The organism is Clostridioides sp. GD02404 (assembly GCF_045898275.1).
Classification (GTDB): domain Bacteria; phylum Bacillota; class Clostridia; order Peptostreptococcales; family Peptostreptococcaceae; genus Clostridioides; species Clostridioides difficile_A.
Genome location: NZ_JBJOCA010000036.1, coordinates 23917 through 39337 on the forward strand (window position 1 = coordinate 23917; position 15421 = coordinate 39337).

Annotated in this window: 24 protein-coding genes; 18 read left to right on the forward strand and 6 right to left on the reverse strand. The window is 26.6% G+C overall.

Annotated features, from left to right (window positions below):
- The first annotated feature begins 76 nt into the window (after positions 1 to 76).
- Together Q3287_RS17220 and Q3287_RS17225 are read left to right on the forward strand one after the other, a co-directional pair.
- Entirely contained in the window at positions 77 to 1015 is a 939-nt protein-coding gene (locus tag Q3287_RS17220; RefSeq protein WP_054276834.1) for a S8 family peptidase, read from the forward strand.
- 520 nt (positions 1016 to 1535) lie between these two features.
- Positions 1536 to 1964, forward strand: a complete 429-nt coding sequence (locus Q3287_RS17225) for a flavodoxin (protein ID WP_219673943.1) — start codon at positions 1536 to 1538, stop codon at positions 1962 to 1964.
- Between the two features lie 146 nt (positions 1965 to 2110).
- Here the strand turns inward: Q3287_RS17225 and Q3287_RS17230 are convergent, their stop codons facing one another.
- Positions 2111 to 2512 carry an aldolase/citrate lyase family protein gene (locus Q3287_RS17230; RefSeq protein ID WP_407964514.1) on the reverse strand — a complete coding sequence of 134 codons (402 nt, stop codon included), beginning with the start codon at positions 2510 to 2512 and terminating at the stop codon, positions 2111 to 2113.
- Complete coding sequence (locus tag Q3287_RS17235) at positions 2490 to 2906, reverse strand: aldolase/citrate lyase family protein (RefSeq protein WP_407964515.1); 417 nt, start codon at positions 2904 to 2906, stop codon at positions 2490 to 2492. The genes Q3287_RS17230 and Q3287_RS17235 overlap by 23 nt, the downstream gene beginning before the upstream one ends.
- Before the next feature lie 149 nt (positions 2907 to 3055).
- Between Q3287_RS17235 and Q3287_RS17240 the strand changes: the two genes are divergently transcribed.
- The 3 genes from Q3287_RS17240 to Q3287_RS17250 all read left to right on the forward strand — a co-directional run bounded on the left by Q3287_RS17240 (position 3056) and on the right by Q3287_RS17250 (position 5768).
- Positions 3056 to 3319, forward strand: a complete 264-nt coding sequence (locus Q3287_RS17240; RefSeq protein ID WP_407964516.1) for a MerR family transcriptional regulator — start codon at positions 3056 to 3058, stop codon at positions 3317 to 3319.
- A 419-nt stretch (positions 3320 to 3738) separates the two neighbouring features.
- Positions 3739 to 4101 (forward strand): metal-dependent transcriptional regulator, encoded by a 363-nt coding sequence (locus Q3287_RS17245; RefSeq protein WP_167641021.1) that lies wholly within the window; start codon positions 3739 to 3741, stop codon positions 4099 to 4101.
- Between the two features lie 11 nt (positions 4102 to 4112).
- Positions 4113 to 5768, forward strand: coding sequence for a helix-turn-helix domain-containing protein (locus tag Q3287_RS17250; RefSeq protein ID WP_407964517.1), 1656 nt, complete (start codon positions 4113 to 4115; stop codon positions 5766 to 5768).
- A gap of 199 nt (positions 5769 to 5967) precedes the next feature.
- Here the strand turns inward: Q3287_RS17250 and Q3287_RS17255 are convergent, their stop codons facing one another.
- From Q3287_RS17255 to Q3287_RS17265, 3 genes are all read right to left on the reverse strand, one after another.
- On the reverse strand, positions 5968 to 7098 hold the full coding sequence (locus Q3287_RS17255; protein WP_407964518.1) for a tyrosine-type recombinase/integrase: 1131 nt from the start codon (positions 7096 to 7098) through the stop codon (positions 5968 to 5970).
- Between the two features lie 238 nt (positions 7099 to 7336).
- Complete coding sequence (locus Q3287_RS17260) at positions 7337 to 7843, reverse strand: ImmA/IrrE family metallo-endopeptidase (protein ID WP_407964519.1); 507 nt, start codon at positions 7841 to 7843, stop codon at positions 7337 to 7339.
- 76 nt (positions 7844 to 7919) lie between these two features.
- Entirely contained in the window at positions 7920 to 8261 is a 342-nt protein-coding gene (locus tag Q3287_RS17265) for an XRE family transcriptional regulator (RefSeq protein WP_102822504.1), read from the reverse strand.
- Between the two features lie 920 nt (positions 8262 to 9181).
- On the opposite strand from Q3287_RS17265, the gene Q3287_RS17270 reads away from it, so the two are divergent.
- Positions 9182 to 9337, forward strand: a complete 156-nt coding sequence (locus tag Q3287_RS17270) for a hypothetical protein (RefSeq protein ID WP_022617009.1) — start codon at positions 9182 to 9184, stop codon at positions 9335 to 9337.
- Between the two features lie 20 nt (positions 9338 to 9357).
- Here the strand turns inward: Q3287_RS17270 and Q3287_RS17275 are convergent, their stop codons facing one another.
- Positions 9358 to 9714, reverse strand: coding sequence for a helix-turn-helix domain-containing protein (locus tag Q3287_RS17275; protein ID WP_407964520.1), 357 nt, complete (start codon positions 9712 to 9714; stop codon positions 9358 to 9360).
- Positions 9715 to 9876: 162 nt separating this feature from the next.
- Between Q3287_RS17275 and Q3287_RS17280 the strand changes: the two genes are divergently transcribed.
- The 12 genes from Q3287_RS17280 (at position 9877) to Q3287_RS17335 (ending at position 15092) form a co-directional block, all read left to right on the forward strand.
- On the forward strand, positions 9877 to 10062 hold the full coding sequence (locus Q3287_RS17280) for a hypothetical protein (RefSeq protein WP_227437500.1): 186 nt from the start codon (positions 9877 to 9879) through the stop codon (positions 10060 to 10062).
- Positions 10063 to 10180: 118 nt separating this feature from the next.
- Positions 10181 to 11011, forward strand: a complete 831-nt coding sequence (locus tag Q3287_RS17285) for a phage antirepressor (RefSeq protein WP_407964521.1) — start codon at positions 10181 to 10183, stop codon at positions 11009 to 11011.
- A gap of 42 nt (positions 11012 to 11053) precedes the next feature.
- Positions 11054 to 11221: a hypothetical protein gene (locus Q3287_RS17290; protein WP_407964522.1), complete on the forward strand. Its 168-nt coding sequence runs from the start codon at positions 11054 to 11056 to the stop codon at positions 11219 to 11221.
- Positions 11222 to 11297: 76 nt separating this feature from the next.
- Complete coding sequence (locus Q3287_RS17295; protein WP_407964523.1) at positions 11298 to 11690, forward strand: helix-turn-helix domain-containing protein; 393 nt, start codon at positions 11298 to 11300, stop codon at positions 11688 to 11690.
- On the forward strand, positions 11677 to 11820 hold the full coding sequence (locus Q3287_RS17300) for a hypothetical protein (protein WP_021419503.1): 144 nt from the start codon (positions 11677 to 11679) through the stop codon (positions 11818 to 11820). The genes Q3287_RS17295 and Q3287_RS17300 overlap by 14 nt, the downstream gene beginning before the upstream one ends.
- Before the next feature lie 162 nt (positions 11821 to 11982).
- Complete coding sequence (locus Q3287_RS17305) at positions 11983 to 12231, forward strand: hypothetical protein (protein ID WP_054276824.1); 249 nt, start codon at positions 11983 to 11985, stop codon at positions 12229 to 12231.
- 80 nt (positions 12232 to 12311) lie between these two features.
- Complete coding sequence (locus Q3287_RS17310) at positions 12312 to 12593, forward strand: hypothetical protein (protein WP_169468994.1); 282 nt, start codon at positions 12312 to 12314, stop codon at positions 12591 to 12593.
- Entirely contained in the window at positions 12580 to 13218 is a 639-nt protein-coding gene (locus Q3287_RS17315) for an ERF family protein (RefSeq protein ID WP_169468996.1), read from the forward strand. Before Q3287_RS17310 ends, Q3287_RS17315 begins: the two co-directional genes overlap by 14 nt.
- An 18-nt stretch (positions 13219 to 13236) precedes the next feature.
- Positions 13237 to 14127 carry a DnaD domain protein gene (locus tag Q3287_RS17320; RefSeq protein WP_169468997.1) on the forward strand — a complete coding sequence of 297 codons (891 nt, stop codon included), beginning with the start codon at positions 13237 to 13239 and terminating at the stop codon, positions 14125 to 14127.
- Between the two features lie 19 nt (positions 14128 to 14146).
- Positions 14147 to 14566, forward strand: coding sequence for a single-stranded DNA-binding protein (locus Q3287_RS17325; protein WP_169469000.1), 420 nt, complete (start codon positions 14147 to 14149; stop codon positions 14564 to 14566).
- Positions 14567 to 14595: 29 nt separating this feature from the next.
- A complete protein-coding gene (locus Q3287_RS17330) occupies positions 14596 to 14958 on the forward strand; it encodes a hypothetical protein (protein WP_054276819.1) in 363 nt (120 codons plus the stop codon).
- A complete protein-coding gene (locus Q3287_RS17335; protein ID WP_407964524.1) occupies positions 14958 to 15092 on the forward strand; it encodes a hypothetical protein in 135 nt (44 codons plus the stop codon). The genes Q3287_RS17330 and Q3287_RS17335 overlap by 1 nt, the downstream gene beginning before the upstream one ends.
- The last annotated feature ends 329 nt before the right edge of the window (positions 15093 to 15421 follow it).

Here is a 15421-nt window from a genome sequence, read left to right on the forward strand (position 1 = left end):
TAATTTGATTTATAAACTTATCATGAAAGCAAATTTATAATATTTATAAGTAATAAAATTTTTAGGAGGATATATAATGAATAAAAGAATGAAACTAATTCCTTATGAAATAAATGAAAATCTAAGAGGAGCAAAGAATAAGTTTCCCTATGGAATAAAACAAATGAATGCCAGAGGAATGTGGGATGAAGGATATACTGGGAAAAATATTTTAATTGGGATAATCGATACAGGCTGTGACAGCTCTCATCCGCTTTTAAAAGGTAAAATAATTGGTGGCGCAAACTTTAGTGATGATAGTAATGGAAATAAAAATATATATGAGGATTTTAATGGACATGGAACTCATGTAGCAGGAATTATAGCTGCATCTAATTATAATAATGAGGTTATGGGTGTAGCTCCAGACTGTAAATTATTAATAGCAAAGGCGTTAAATAAAGATGGTGTTGGGACATATCAAAGTATAATTAATGCTGTTAATTTTGCTATAAATAACAAAGTTGATATTATATCTATGTCTCTTGGAGGAAATAAAGATGACAAAAACTTAAGAAATGCAGTTTTACAAGCAGTAAAGAATAATATTTCTGTAGTGTGTGCAGCAGGAAATAATGGAGATGGAGATTCTAGTACAAGTGAGTATAGTTATCCAGCCAGTTATGCTGAGGTAATAGAAGTAGGTGCAATAAATGAAAACTATTTAGTTGAAAAGTTTAGTAATTCAAATACCACAATAGATTTGGTAGCTCCAGGAAGAAATATTATATCAACTTATATGGATAATAAACTTGCTATTATGAGTGGCACTAGTATGAGTGCACCATATGTATCAGGGTCACTAGCACTAATTAAAGAATGGGCTAGAGAAGAATTTGAGAGAGATTTAGATGAAGCTGAGTTATATGCACAATTAATAAAATGTACAAGAGCACTTGGAATACCTAGAACAGAACAGGGGAATGGGTACCTATATTTAAATCTTTATAAATACAAGAATACTGGAAAAAGATAATTTATAATTTGACAGTAAAATACAGATATTCTATGTAGTTAATGTAAATGTTGACGAGTTTTTAAGTATAGAATTTCATAGAGATAGACGAAAATATAGAGTAATAAAATTTATAGATATGCCAGAGAACTAATAATTATAAAAAATATATAGTATTATAGATAGCGCATCTTAGAAAAGGTGTGTTTTTCTATATATCTGTATAGTCAAAAATTTGAATATAGGAAATACAAGCTAAATTAAGGCTAATATATATGAATATATAAGATGATTTGTAATATAAATAAAATGATATGAAAAATATCCTCATTAAAGATTTAGGTATAAGGAGTAATTTTACACATAAAAAAATATACAAAATTTAAATGATAAATATTATCAATAACTATTGGATTTCAAATTCAATTATGCTATTCTATATTTAGAAAAATGAAGAGATTTCAAATAAAGAAATCTTTTATTTTTTAGATTCTAGTTAGCTATAGGTAACTATTAATTAAAGATATTATAGGAGGTAAGAATGAGTAAAATATATATTGTTTATTGGAGTGGAACAGGAAATACTGAAAAAATGGCAAATTTTGTAGCTGAAGGAGTGAAGTTAAAAGGTAAAACACCAGAAGTTATAGATGTAAGCTTATTAAAACCAAGTGACTTAAAAGAAGAAAATAAATTTGCATTAGGTTGCCCATCTATGGGAGCAGAACAATTAGAAGAGGGTTATATGGAGCCATTTGTGGCAGAATTAGAATCTATGGTATCAGGTAAGCAGATTGGATTATTTGGTTCATATGGTTGGGGAAATTGTGAATGGATGAGAGAATGGGAAGAACGTATGCAAAATGCTGGTGCTACAATTATAGGTGGTGAAGGAATTACTTCAATGGAAGAACCTGATGAAGAAGCAAAAGATGAATGTGTACAATTAGGTAAAATGTTAGCTGAATAAGTTTATATACTATAGTAATTATATACAACTAATAATAACAACATTATATAATACTAAAAAAGACTAATATTACAATACATAAGAAAATAGCCTTAATAAAAATAGATAAAATATTAGTCTCTTTTAGTATAAATCAAATTTATAAATTAATGTCGTTTTTTATCTGGTACAATCTCATCATAGAAAGATAATAATTGTCTGATAACATAAGTTATAAATGTTGTATCTTGTGCAAAACAGAGCATATTTGCTCCTGTATTAATCCATGTTTCAATACTTTTCTTTTCTATTGAAGGAAAGGTAATAAAGGGCATATTGTATTTTTTACATACTTTAGCAGCTTGAGAAATCATATCTTTTATTTCAATTCTATTCATATCTCCAGAAAATCCCATATCTAAAGATAAATCACCAGAGCCTAATGCTATAATATCGACACCTTTGACTTGTGCTATTTCTTCAATGTTATCATAACCTGCCTTCTGTTCAATTAACATCATTTTTAATGTTTCGTTATTTGCGTTTTTAACATAGTCTAAATGACTCATATTTCCATAATAGGAAGCTCTTTGAGGATTGCATCCTCTTATAACTATATGGAGGATAAGTACAAGCTGATACTGCTTTTTCTGCATTCTGTGTTGTATTAATAAATGGAAAACATATAATATCTGTTCCCATATCTATTATAGGTTCAACAAGGTCAGGATTATTGTTTGCTAATCTAATTAAAGAAGCAGCGCCACCAGCATGTGCAGCTGTCATATGTTGCTGAATATCTTTACGGTCTAAAGCACCATGTTCGCCTTCAATCCAAACAAAATCATATCCTGATAGACCAATTAATTCACTTACAGATGAATCAGATAGTGAAACTGCCACTCCACACAATACCTTTCCTTTATTTGATTTTTCTTTAATCATAGTTGTGTATTTTTCCATTTATATCATTCATCTCTTTCGGTAATTTATTTTTACACTTCAAAAAATACAACTTCAACCTAGCTTGAAGTCAATACTTTTTTATTGACTATTGTATAATGGATTTTTATAATGTTCTTATTCATATAAAATTTTAGGGAGGAAAAAATATGAAATATCCCATGGATGATGTATCAAAAATAACGAACATTTCTTCATCGTCTATTCGATTTTATGAAGAAAAAGATTTACTACTTTCTATCAGTAGCAAACCAAGTGGTGTTCGTTATTTCTGTGAAGAAGATATAGAGCGTTTGACATTTATAAAAGATTTAAAAAATGCTGGTTTATCTATTAAAGATATCCATGAATGTTTTCATCTTTGTGATATGGGAGACGATACTATAGATAAAAGAATCCAATTGTTTCAATAGCACAAGAAAAACATTAAAAATAAAATACAGGAACTAGAAGATTGTATGGATAAAATAGATGAGAAGATATGTTATTTAAATGAAAAAAAGATGTGTAAAAAATAATTCTTATAAAATAATTAAACTTTTAATTTCTTTAATATAAAGAATAAGTTAGAACTATTTAAGTTTATTGTTTTCAAGACGTATTTTTACATATAATAGAACTATGTTCTATAAAGTTATTTCTCTATGTAATAAAAAAGAAAATTATGATAATATATATTAATGTAAGTGGCAAAATATCCTAATTTATAAATATGAGTATTTTTAAATACTATAAATATGAATACTATAAGTTTTTGAATATATAGTTATGTTTTTCTAATTATTATAATTAAAATATTATAATAGAGTTGTTAAACTTGGAGGCTATTGGAATGTATGAATCAAGAGAAAATTATTTGGAGACAATACTTATTTTAGAAAAGAAGAATGGACTTGTAAAATCTGTTGATATAGCTAAAAAGCTAAATTATAGTAAAGCAAGTGTAAGTAGAGCTATGGGAATCCTAAAAGAACATAGCCTTATTATAATGGAAATTGATGGTGGCATTATTTTAACTAAAGAAGGTAGAAAAAAAGCAGAGGAAATTTATGAAAAACATATTTTAATCACTAAATTTTTAGCAAATACATTGGGAATTTCATTTGATATAGCTGAGAAAGATGCATGTAGGATAGAACATATTATAAGCAAAGAGACATTTGAAGGGATAAAAAAATATTTAGACAAAAACTAAGAGGTGAGTTTATGGAGTATTTTAGTGAGTCGAATAATGAAGTACAAAAATTTGATTGGGGAGAAGTTACATGGATACATGAACCATCAAAAACACAATTTAATAGGCTTAGTGCTGGAATTGTAAGATTTTTTCCAAAAAACTGCCAAGAAAAACATTTTCATTTAAGTGAAGAACAGCTTTTATATGTAATTCAGGGGGAAGGATTACAAGTTATTGATGGTAAAAAGGTCAATATAAAGGAAAAATCAATAGTTTATTGCCCACCATATTCAGAACACGAAATTATAAATACTGGTAAAATTGATTTAGTAATATTAATCACTTATGTCCCTCATAAATTTTCGAGCTTGAGACAACTACCTATAGTATTTTCTGAAAATACTATACAAGAGCTAATTAATGTAAATATAATTGAAAATATTGCAAATCAAATATCTAATATATTGAAACTTAGAATATCTGTATATGATTCAAAACATAAAGAAATATTTAATACTAAAAAAGAAACTAGATTTTGTGATATTTGTAAAAGTATAAAAGTGTGCAATAGAAAACTTGATAAGAGTATAAATGGTGATAATTTTGAAAAAATGTATGAATGTGAGTATGGTATTTCTAGTTTGGAAATACCGATAGTATTAGAAGAAAATATAGTTGGCTTTATAGAGTGTGGTAATTTTATAATATATAAATCTAGTGATACAGATAAAAATTTATCTAAATTGTCAAGTAGTTCAGATATTGATGTAAAATACATAAGTAAAATCTACAATGAACTTTCATTAATTCCAAAGAGTAGACTATATGTGTTAAAAGAAAATTTATTAATGATGTCTGAATTTATTCAGGAAATAGCTAAGAGAAATTTTTTTGAAAATCAACTTAGTATAAAAGATGAGGAGATATTGAAGAATAGAAAGGAAAATATAAAGCTTGAAGAAGCACTTAAAAAAGCAAATATTAAATTGTTAGAAGAAAAGTATATTATCAATCCAATCGATTTATTCAATAATGTTTTACGAGAATATCCTTTTGAATTAGAACTTTCTATAGAGAAAGAAATAAAAGAAATGAATTTAGAAGGTATTCATAATCTGATAGATGCTAATAAATTAATGTATAATGATGTTAGAGATATTATTCAAGAAATGATATTTGTATTATCTAGAACAGTGCTTAGAGATTTAGAAGATTTAAAGCTTATATCTTATCTAAGAAATAAATACAATAAAAAAATATCACTTACAAATAGTAATGAAGATTTATGGGATATATTATTACAATTTTCTGAAGAGTGTATTGATAAGAATAGAGAATTTTGGAAACAAGATAAGAGAGATTTGATTGAAAATGTGAATGAATATATACAAAAATATTATAAAGATAATATAAACTTAAATAGTATAGCGAAGGTATTTTTTATAAGTCCAAATTATTTGAGCTCTATTTTTAATGAAAAAAACCAAGTATCAATAACTGAGTATATAAATCTTCTTAGGATAGAAGAATCTAAGAAATACCTATTAAATATAAATATGAGTATTAGTGAGGTTTGTAAGAAAGTAGGTTTTAATAATAGTAGTTATTTTTCACAAATATTTAAGAAGTTCAATAATATGAGTCCAAATGAGTATAGAAAAAATATGCTAGACGATAGAGATTAGATAGTATTATGTAAGATATATGTTTTATTGGTTAGATTTATAATTATTATATTGTATGAATGATAGATATTATAAATTCTAAAGCATTGAAATTGCAAAGGTATAGCTGATTATATAAAATTGATTATATTAGCTTTTAAAATAGGTAAATTAGATTTTGCCACCCGTTTGCCACCGTATTATAGTTTTGGGTGGCAAACTAGTTTGTAATTCTTTCAAATATATCTACAGTTTCATTTTTCATTTTTTCAGTTACATGTGAATAGGTATCCATTGTAGTTGATAACTGGCTATGACCTAAGCGATTTTGTATGTCTTTAATGTTAGCGCCATTTTCTAATAATAGGGTAGCATGTGTATGTCTTAAACAATGAAAATGGAAGTCGTTGTTTAAAGCTTTTCGAATTTGTTTTACTATAGTGTCTAAAGTGTGGGTGTTTACTTGTTGACCATTTTCTTTCGTACATACCCAGTTACTATCAAAGTAAAATTCACCATATTTTAATTTCATTTTCTTTTGATGTAGTTTATGTTCTTTTAGTATCCTTATTAAAGTATCTCCTGTAAAGATAGTTCTACAAGAACTTTCTGTTTTTGGTTGGCTTAATTCAAATAGTCCATTCTTCTTTTTAATCAGTGTATGTTTTACTGTAATAGTTTTATTATCAAGATTTATATCATCCCATGTTAATGCAATAATTTCTCCTCTTCTCATGCCAGTATAAAATCCAATTAGTAGGACTATACGCTGAAATGAATCTTGAGGAAATATATTCAGCATTTGATTAAATTCATCTAATGTAATAGTTTTAACTTTGCTAGATTCTATTTTAGTCTTAGCTTTTGGTATACTTACATATTGCATAGGATTTTCTCGTATATGTTTGTAAGGATAGACTGCTGACTTTAATGACCTATGTAATATGTTTTTTAATACTTGTAATGTATTTTGAGAATAATTCTCTTTGTATTTTTTATTTATGAAGCTTTGTAGTATCGCAGGTGTTAAAGCTTTTACTTTGTAAACTCCTAGTTTTGGTTTTATATGTTTTTCTATGTTTATTCTATAGCTTTCTTGTGTGTTGTATTTACAGTTAAGTAAAACATATTCTTTGTACCAAAAGTCTAAATAGTCTGATACACTTATGTTACTTTCTTCAAATACTATACCAGAGTTTTCATATTCATTTAGTGCTTCTCTTAGTGCTTTTTCTGCTTCCTTTTTTGTATTGCCACCAACTCTTTCTACTTTTTTTCTTTTTCCATCTACTATGCCTAGGTCAAAGTAGTAATACCATTTGTTACTTCTTTTTCTTACTCCACCTTTCATAATAGTACCCCCTTTTTTTAGAATGTATGTTTGTTTTATGTTTATATAAAAGAGCAGTTAGTCTGCTCTTTATATACTTTTGTTGTGTACAATATTATTTTAATTTTGTTTATCTTGTTTGCAATGAACTATTTTCTTAATATTCTTACAATTTTTTTGATTTTATATGCGATTTATTATAGTGATATTGAAATATATATTTATTAAATAAAAATCTATAAAAGTAGAATAAAAGAGTTTAAAAAATATCTTCGTATATGTAGAAATTTGGTAAATTAGTTAATACTAGGAATCTATTGTTTCCCAAGTTTAACATGTTTTTCTTTCTTGATAGAAATTCTAATCTTTTTAATAAGAATTCAACGCTAACTTGTAATTCTTCTGCTATTTCATATACACTTGTCGCATGTGAATTAATAACATGTATTATTTCTTCTTCTGTTATAAGAAATTCACCTGCCCATCTTAGGGCTTTGTCCTCAGTTTTATCTACCAATATTTTGTTTTTATAACTGTTTTTTGAAGATACATAATTTCCAACACTGGTAAAATGATGTCCTAATTCTTCTGCTAATATCTCTATTAGCTTAGTATTATTCTGTTTTAATGAATTAAGCAATGATATAATTTTTAACCCTTGCTTGTTTATATACAATCCTTTTATGTCATCTGCTATTTTGTCAGTGTAGTAAATTTCTATTTCTTCATTTTTTGCTAAGTCTAAAAGTGCGTCTAGTTTTTTCATGGAAATCCCCCTATAAAAAGAATGTATTTTTGAGTCTTATTATATATAAAGAGCAGGTGTGAACTGCTCTAAATATTCATTTTTTATACTTATTTATTAAAAATTCAATATAATCATTAAGTTGTTCTTGAGCTTCTTCTGGTAAAATTTCATTAGGATTAGCCTTATGTGTCGCTACAGTATCTATGTGATTTCTAACAAGAGTTCTCCCTAAAAGGTAATCAATTGATACATCAAAAAAATCTGCCCAATTTTCCAAAACATTTATTTCTGGTTTTCTTTTATTATTTTCATATTGTGATATCGTCGATTTATTAAAACTTGTAAGGTAAACTGTATTAAATTTCTCAACAAGTTCATCTTGAGTTAGATTCATTTCTGTTCTTAAAAATTTAAATCTTTCACCAAAAGTTGCCATAAATAAAACCCCCTTTATGAGAAGTATAGCATAAGTTTATAGAAATGTGAACTTATTTTATGAAAGTTAACATAAAAATATATTTTAATATTGACAAGTTTTATTTGTGTTAATATAATATGATTATAGAAATTATATTGTATTAATGCTAAATAATTTGTCGAAAGATTTTTATAATTAAAATGGAAATTGTGCAAGAATAATAATAAATAATAATAAGTATGTTCACATAAATAAGAAGTCAAATTAACAAAAAAGAATATAACATGCTATTAAAATCAAAGTTAAAATGAATAAAAATATATAGTTTTTATGATTTGCGCTTCGCTTATTTAATCTATATAATATATCTACAAAATGATTTTAAGAAAATATATAAGGGGATGATTTGATATTAACTTATTAAATAATATATGGTGTATTCGAGAACAAAAGGGAGGGAGGTATTTTTAAGTTAGATAAAAGAATGAGATGTGTATAGTATAAAAAATTATGTAAATAGAAAAAGAAGAGAATTTTTTATCTCTTCTAAATCTAAATACCACATAGTTAATATAATAATGTTTCCTTAATTCATTTGTAAAATTAATATAGTTATTTTACATACCACATAGTTAATATAAGAAATAAATCTAGTTTATATTGTGTATTATAGTATATTTATGTTAATATAATAATAACACAAATGGTATATTTATACAATTAATATAGTTATGGATTAAAAAAACTAAACATAAATTATTTTCTCAATTCTAATTCTAAACCATTTCTTTCATCATAGCAATATACCAATTAAATAATATATATAGTTAATAACTATTAATATCTTATAAGTAAGTCAAGGGATTTTATTCAATAAAGCAGAAGCGGATTTGTAAGATGAGGGGTAATAAAATATTTATCAATGGAGGAATATAATAATGGATGAAGAAAGAAAAAAGTTAATAAATGATGCAGAAAAATTAGCAAACATAGGAATAAATCAAATTTTAAAGTTTAGAGATGCATTAGATATAGAACACTTAAAGTACATAAATATAGTAGCAACAAATTTAAAGCCAAACATAAAAAAATAGCCACCCTTTTTTGGGTGGTTTTATTGTGTCATGTTTTTCATTAAGTTAGTAAGAAATACTTTTTGTTCATCATTTAGATTACTAAAAGTAAATAATATATTTTTCATAAATTTATCATCTTCATTTATAATATTTGTTGCTATTTTTAGTACTTTTTCATTTTCAGAGAACTCTATAAACATTTCTCCTTCACCAGTTAAGAGCCATTCTTTATTAACATTATATAGGTCACATAAGTGTTGTATAAATACAGGCTTAGGTGTAACCCTGTTATATTCAATATTACTTATGACATCTCTGCTTACACCAAGTTTTTCACCGAATTCACGTTGAGACATTTTTAAGGATGTTCTTATTTTATATATACGTTCATGCATGATTTTCCTCCTAATAATTATGTTATTAATTAGATAGTATAACACAAAAAAGAATTAGTCAACATAAACGTTGTGGTAAAAACACAAAAATATTTACAAATAAGTGTTGACTACACAGAGGTGAGATGCTATACTGTGTTTATAACACAAGGAGGTGCTGAAATGAAAACACAAAAAATTAATTCTCATTTAACTAATTTGAATTTAGATGATGATGATAGAAAGCTTATTCAAATGACTCTTTTGTTTAAAAAATTAAATTTAGAACAACAAAATTATATTTCTGCGATGGCAGATGGTATGAAAGTATCAAATGAGCTTTTAGAAAAATCAACTATAAATAGTTGATACAAAGGTACAAAGCTGAAATGGGATTTTGTCTACAAGTGGCGAAAGATGAATAAGGTAGGTTTACTAGGTATCAGTTTGTTCAATACCAAAATAAAAAACTAGGGAGGTAGAAATTATGAGTAATAACTTAATGATATTTGAAGGGAAAGAAGTTGAAGTATTTGAATTTGAAGGGAAAATTTTATTTAATCCTAAGCACGTAGCAGAATGTTTAGAGATTTCAGATGTTAACAGCAGTATTAGAAAATTTAATGATAATCAGTTAGTTAAGGTGACTAATTCTAAAATGCATAATATGCAGTTTAGAAAATTACATAATACAGGAGAGAATTTTCTTACTGAAAGTGGTGTGTACAAACTAATTTTCAAATCAAGAAAAGAAGAAGCTGAAAGATTTCAAGATTGGGTTACAGATGAAGTTTTACCAAACATTCGTAAAACTGGCACATATAATATGGTAAATCAACAATCAAAAGATAGTTATATGATAGATAATCCTATAGAGCGTGCTAAACGTTGGATAGAGGAACAAAAGGAGAAAGAGCAGTTACAATTAGAAGGTAAAATGAAAGACCAAGTAATAAAAGAACTAAAACCAAAGGCAGATTATACAGATATGATATTAAAAAACAAAGGTCTTGTCACTATAACTCAAATAGCAAAAGACTATGGAATGAGTGGAAAAGAAATGAATAAAATACTTCATGAAAGAGGAATCCAATACAAACAAAGTGGGCAATGGTTTTTATATAAACAGTATCAAGGCAAGGGATACACTCATTCAGAAACAATAGATATAACTAGAAGTGATGGAATGACTGATGTAAAAATGACAACTAAATGGACTCAAAAAGGAAGATTGTTTCTATATGATTTATTAAAAGTAAATAATATATTGCCAGATATAGAAAAAGAGTATAGTTATCAAACTTCAATGTTAGGTTAGTGATTTAGGAAAACACAGAATATTCAAGAAGGAGTGATTAAATTGGAAAATAAAAAAATAGAAGAAATAAAAAATGCATTAATAGGGGTGAATCAGACAGAGTGGTCTTTAGTAAAATCTTTTATTGACATGTATTTTAGTAAAAAAGCCGCCAAACTTGAAATTGACGACCCAGATAATTTTGATTTGTATATAAAACGAAAATTTTAATTACTAGCAATTTGTATAAAAATTAGATGGACTAGTTGGAATATAAATAATAAAAAAGATGGGAGAGAATTTTCACATGGACATTTCTGAAAGTGTAGCAAAGCAATTTAGTGATAGTTTAAAAAGTTTAATAGAAGTAGAGATAAATAAACAAGAAACAGATAGAGCTAAGAGCCAAACAGTTGAACAAAAGGTAAAAGTACTAGAGCCTAAAGATATAGTTGTTTTAATAAAAAGAGGCTATCCAAATTACTTGATAACAGTAGAAGAAGCAAGGGGAATTTTAAAATTAGATACAGTTTTTATGCGTAGGTTAGTGAGCACAGGTTTGATAAAATCACTGGCTAGAGGTGATGGTAGAAAAATTTCAAGATATGAAGTTGATGATTTTATTGAAAGAAATCAAGGTAAAAATTTGGATGAACTTTTAAAAGCAGTAGAGAGGGGGGATGAAATTGTTAAGCCTTAATACTAATAAGAATAATATAGTAACTCTTAAAAAAGATGGAAAAGTTATAGCAGATATAGTATTTAAAGATATTAAAACTGGTAAGAAAATATCGGTTGGAATATTAAATAAAAAAGTGCTGGTCAAATAACCAACACACAAAAAAATAAAAAATAAAATATAACACAAATAAATTATAGCACAAAAAGAATGGATTTAGAATAGGTAATGTAACATTCTAAAAGGTTTAATGTGTAATATAGAAATTTAGAATGTAGTTTATATAGATAGTAATAAATTGGGAGGGGTTTAAATGGAAGCAGCTAGATTAATTGCAATAGGTCAAATTAAACAAGCAGAAAAGGAAATAAATAAATTAAAGGAATTAGGAGAATTTGAAACTGGTAGTTTGGATTGGTGGGAAGCTGTAAAGTTTGCTAGTCAAAATATCTTAGAAGGACTAGAATTTGATATTAAATTAGAAGCTTCTATTGACTTTAGAGAAGCTATGATGTATCAAGAAGAACTTGAAAGGGATAGACCAATAGATGTTCAGATATAAAGAAAAGAGCCTTTGCACAGGCTCTAGGTAAAAATAAACTAAAAAAAATTATAGCTATATTATAGCATAAGGGGGAATAAATGAAAACAAGAAGTGAAATAATTAATGATTTAGAAGATAGATTATTTTTATTAAAGTTTATGACAATAGATGAAGTAGATTGGGATGTAAAGTTTGGACAAATATCAGCATTAGAATCTTGTATAGATAAACATAAAAAAGGGTGGACTTTGAAACAATTTGAAGAGCATTTGGAAGAATACAAATTACAAGGGGGTTGTGGTGATTACATAGATGGATTTATGTCTGTTTTAGAAAGAAATATTAGAGAAATGGAGAGTGAGATTATTGGAAGTAAATAATATTTATATTAAATTAATGGATGTAAGAATTAAGTTTAATAAATTAGATATAAAAAAGAGTGGTCAAAATAAGTTTGCTAACTTTAAGTATTTTGAGTTGGCAGACTTTCTCCCTCAAGCTACAGAATTATTAGAAAAAGCCAAATTATGCCCTATAGTGACCTTTACAAATGACTATGCAACACTAACATTGATTAATGGAGAAAATCCAACAGAAGAGATAATATTCACATCTCCAATGAGAGAGTTACAACTAAAAGGTTCTAATGAGTTACAAGCATTGGGAGGAATTGAAACTTATCAAACAAGATATTTATACATACAATTATTAAACATTACAGAGAATGATACTTTTGATGCAACGAGTGGAAAAGAGGATTATAAGAGAAATGATTTAGGGAATTTTTCTAGTAAAGGAAATGAAAATAGTCAAATAAAAATAAATCAAAATCAAATAAAAAGGCTCTTTTCAATAGCAAATACTATAGGAAAAGATGCAGATAGAGTAAAAAGTGAAGTATATTATAAGTTTAATAAAGAAGTTAAGGATTTAAGTAAGCAAGAATATGACCAGATATGTGTTGGATATGAAAAATTACAAAGAGAAAAAGGGTTAATTAAGTAGGTGAATCTCTTGAATAATATGGACAAAGTTATTATAGAAAAGGGAAATATACTAAGTGATGGATATGGTCTCATGCCAAGATTAGTAGCTAGAGATAGATGGTTAACTGTTGGTGCTAGAATGTTATATTCCTATTTATCCAGCTTTGCAGGAACTACTGGAACTTGTTTTCCAACTAGGGATTTAATCTGTTATGAGTTAAATATATCAAAAGACACTTTTACAAAATATAAAAAAGAATTAGAAACTAGTGGTTATATAAAAATTCATAAAAATAAATCTAAACAAGGTAAGATGCAAAACAATATATATGAAATTGTATTTGATAGAACTCATATAGAAAAATGTATTTTTAATAGAGGTTCAAAAGAAGATAAAAAGAAAAAAAAGCCATGTCCTAAAAATATAGACATGGAACCATGTCCTACTTTTCCGGACACGACTCAGCCGGACACGGAAAATATGGACACTAATATTAATAGTATTAATATTAATAGTTTTAATAGTATGTATATAGATAAGCCTGTGGATAACAATTTAAAAGAATTTAAGAAGCTATATGAAGAAAACATAGGAGTAGTATATCCAGTTACAGCAGAATGGTTATTAGAAGTATCTAATGAAGTAGATGTAAAAGTATTTAAAAGAGCTATAGAGATATGTGCTGAAAGAATGAGTATGAATTTATCATATTTAAAAGGCATTCTTAAAAAGTGGAAAGATTCAAACATAACTACATATGAGCAATTAGAATTATATAAATTACAACATGAAAATAAAAAATCAAGAAAATCTAGTAATCAAACAAATAAAAATAAGTTTGCTAATTTTGAACAAACATTTACTCAATATAGTAAAAAAGAACTAGATGAAATTATAAAGAAAAGCCAAAAGGCTAAATTTAAATAATAATAGTGGAGGTACTAAAATGAATCAAGTTGTATTAGTTGGGAGATTAACTAGAGACCCAGAACTAAAATACATACCAGGAACAGGCACAGCAGTAGCATCATTTACAATAGCTGTAGACAGAAATTATATAAATAAAGATGGGAAAAGGGATACTGACTTTATACCAATAGAAGTAATAGGTAAATCAGCTGAATACTGTGCAAATTACATAACAAAAGGGAAGCTAGTAGCATTAGAAGGAAATATAAGAGTTGATAATTATCAAACTCAATCAGGAGAAAAGAGAACATTTACAAAAGTAAGTACAAAATCAGTACAGTCATTAGAAAGTAAGAGTAAATCAAGTAATTCATATAAAGAGAGTGTACAAGATGGAACAATAGGACTAGACCCTCAAGGATTTGAAATTATAGATGATGATGAGTTACCATTTTAATCTGAAAAATTAAATATGAGGTGAAATAAATGTTTAAAGTAGAAAGGTATTTTAGTGGCTCAGTAGTGGACAACCTTATTGAAGATGACCTTACATGTAGAAACTACTTAGCATTATATTGTTGCTTGTTAGGTATTACAAAAAATGGAAAAAGAGTATATCCTAAGCCAGAAAAAATGTTAGCTGAGTTTGGAGTGAAGAAGGATAGAAAAATAAAAAAAGAGTTACCAGTAAGAATTAGAAATGTTAATACAGGAGAAGTAAAGGAATTTGAGTCTATAGATGGTGCAGCCTGTTTTTTAAGGTTAAAATATCAAGCAGTTTATCAAGCTATTAAAAAGAAAAGTAAAACTAGAAGTGGCTGGAAAGTTGAATACATTGAGGAGGAATAATGGAAGTTTCAAGAATAGAATACACAATTAAAAGAGCAAAAGAATTATATGACAATGGAGAAAATATATTTACTGCAATAGATAAAGCTAGAGAAGAATATGAGGAGATGTTGAAAAATGAATATTTTAACTAGCATTACGTTAATAATAACTAGTTTCATAGTAGGGAGAATTTATGAGTATAGACTAAATTTAAAAGAGTGTGAAAATTGTTATAGCAAGAACTATAAGAATAAAGAATAAATTACAGGTGTAAATTCTATAGAATGGATGGGTGAAATAAAATGAAAAAGTATAAAATCAACTTTGAGGAAAAAGTAACTTTAGAACATGAAATTATAGTTGAAATACCAGAAGAAGTAAGCATAAATGACATTTGCCATTGTATAGAGCATAAATGTCAAAGAGTATATGATATAGCAGATTATATAAAAGAGTTTAATGGGAGACAAATAGATTTTAC